Genomic DNA, 1,730 nt, shown 5'->3' with positions numbered 1-1,730 from the left:
TAAATTTGATTTCACTTTCATTATTAAAATAATAGTTGTCCTTTCTCGATTCATAAATCACTTGTTTCAGACGACTGATATATGCTTTTATTTTACAATCAACCAATTCATCATTCAGATTATTTTTGACATTGCTGATCTTATTTTCGAGACCACTGCAAATTTCTGGAATTATAATTTTGCTTTGTTTTTTAACACTGTCCTTGTTTACCACTAATTGCACAAACATGATGCAAACAGCGCTCGCTGCTAAAGCAGCCAGTCGCAGTGGCATTTCTTCCAAACTAACTGGAAATGAAATTAAAAACACATACTGTAAGCTAAACGGGGTAGACATTGGTGAACTAATGGTGTAGCTTAGTGCGCTTGCAATCATGAACAGACTTAAAAAATCAATCGGAATGGCCAAAAAAATATTAATCGAAGAAATATATGCAACAATGCCCATGACAACATTAAATGTTACCAATCTTATAAGATTTTTTATCGGATTCGCAGTCATATTTTTCGACAAGTATATCAGTATTGCAAAGACGGTACTAATTGCAATGACAAGATTCGCACTCCCGAACACCATTGCGAAAAGTGCAATAAATGTTACGATACTGATAAATAAAACTGCTGTTTTAATAAGTTTCTTTTTCATCTTCACGTCCTTATCTCTGTCTTTTTTGATAAAACCTACTTTCTATCGGCGCAGTGTCTGGGATGTGGGGATCACTTAATTTGATTTAATTCCATATAATATGCTTTCTACCTCCATTTTCTGTCATAACTCATATAGCCATTTCCATCGATTTTAAACAGCTCGCAATATACATCACCTTCAAAAAGCAGTTGATCAATGACACCAAACATGACTGGATAAACAATACTGCATGACAACTATCAGAATAATCCTAAAAATTAGCTTATTGACAGAATACCTTTAATTGAGATAGAACACCCCATTATTATTAAATTCAGATGCACCCTTTATGACTAAGCCAAAGCGCGTGTAGATCGTACCTGATTCATCCATGTCAATCCAACGGTTTTCGAGATCACTCTGAGACATCAGGCAATAACCAACGCAGGCTGGATCATTAAAATAGAATTGATATCCATCATTTGTCTTTTGATAGCCCACACAAATCACCCAGTGACCATCGGCAAGATAGGCGTGGTCTGATGCATTGGGATCGGTTGTGTTATATTTATCACTCCAGGCTTGAATACACATCATCACCGGATCGCCAGCATCAATCAATGAAACCAGTTCTTCAATTGAAATATTTTCTTTTTTCTCAACATTAACCCCTTGGGATTTAAAATAATTGTAAATCTGCTGAGGCGTCGTACCATTCTCAGGCGTGGTTCCCAGATCATGTTCGTAGGTTGACAGATTCTTATCCCCAATCTGTGGATATAGATAATTCATCAGCATCTGCACACAGGTGGTACCGCAGGTATAATCGCCATATTGGCGGAGATTCGGGACATCAATGAATTGATCGGCATCGGTTGTGTAACCAACATAAATATCACTTTTTTCATTCGCTGACTTTTCTTTGGTTTGAGTACTGCAAGCCGCGAGTGTGACAACCATACATAACACCAGAAGCACTGCCAATTTCTTTTTCATAAATAATACCTCGTACTGTTTTATTTTTAATTATATCGTCACATCAAACAAAATACCAGATAATCGCCAAAAGTAAGAATAGCATTTCTTTTTTCCAAATAAAAAA

General features: G+C 36.1%; 1 protein-coding gene and 1 pseudogene. Both read right to left on the bottom strand.

Features of this window, described 5'->3' with window-relative positions; all coding sequences use genetic code 11:
- Positions 1 to 646 (bottom strand): annotated as a pseudogene (locus ACWI_RS18335) (FUSC family protein); the annotation flags it as partial.
- Between the two features lie 282 nt (positions 647 to 928).
- On the bottom strand, positions 929 to 1,624 hold the full coding sequence (locus ACWI_RS18330; protein ID WP_070372890.1) for a C39 family peptidase: 696 nt from the start codon (positions 1,622 to 1,624) through the stop codon (positions 929 to 931).
- Positions 1,625 to 1,730: the final 106 nt, after the last annotated feature.

It is taken from the genome of Acetobacterium wieringae, assembly GCF_001766835.1.
In the GTDB taxonomy this organism is placed as follows: domain Bacteria; phylum Bacillota; class Clostridia; order Eubacteriales; family Eubacteriaceae; genus Acetobacterium; species Acetobacterium wieringae.
The sequence above is the reverse complement of the archived record's forward strand: the minus strand, read 5'-3'. Positions and strand labels throughout refer to the sequence as shown.

Coding starts and splice junctions, on each gene's coding strand:
- ACWI_RS18330 (WP_070372890.1), bottom strand. CDS start 1,624: ATGAAAAAGAAATTGGCAGTGCTTCTGGTGTTATGTATGGTTGTCACA.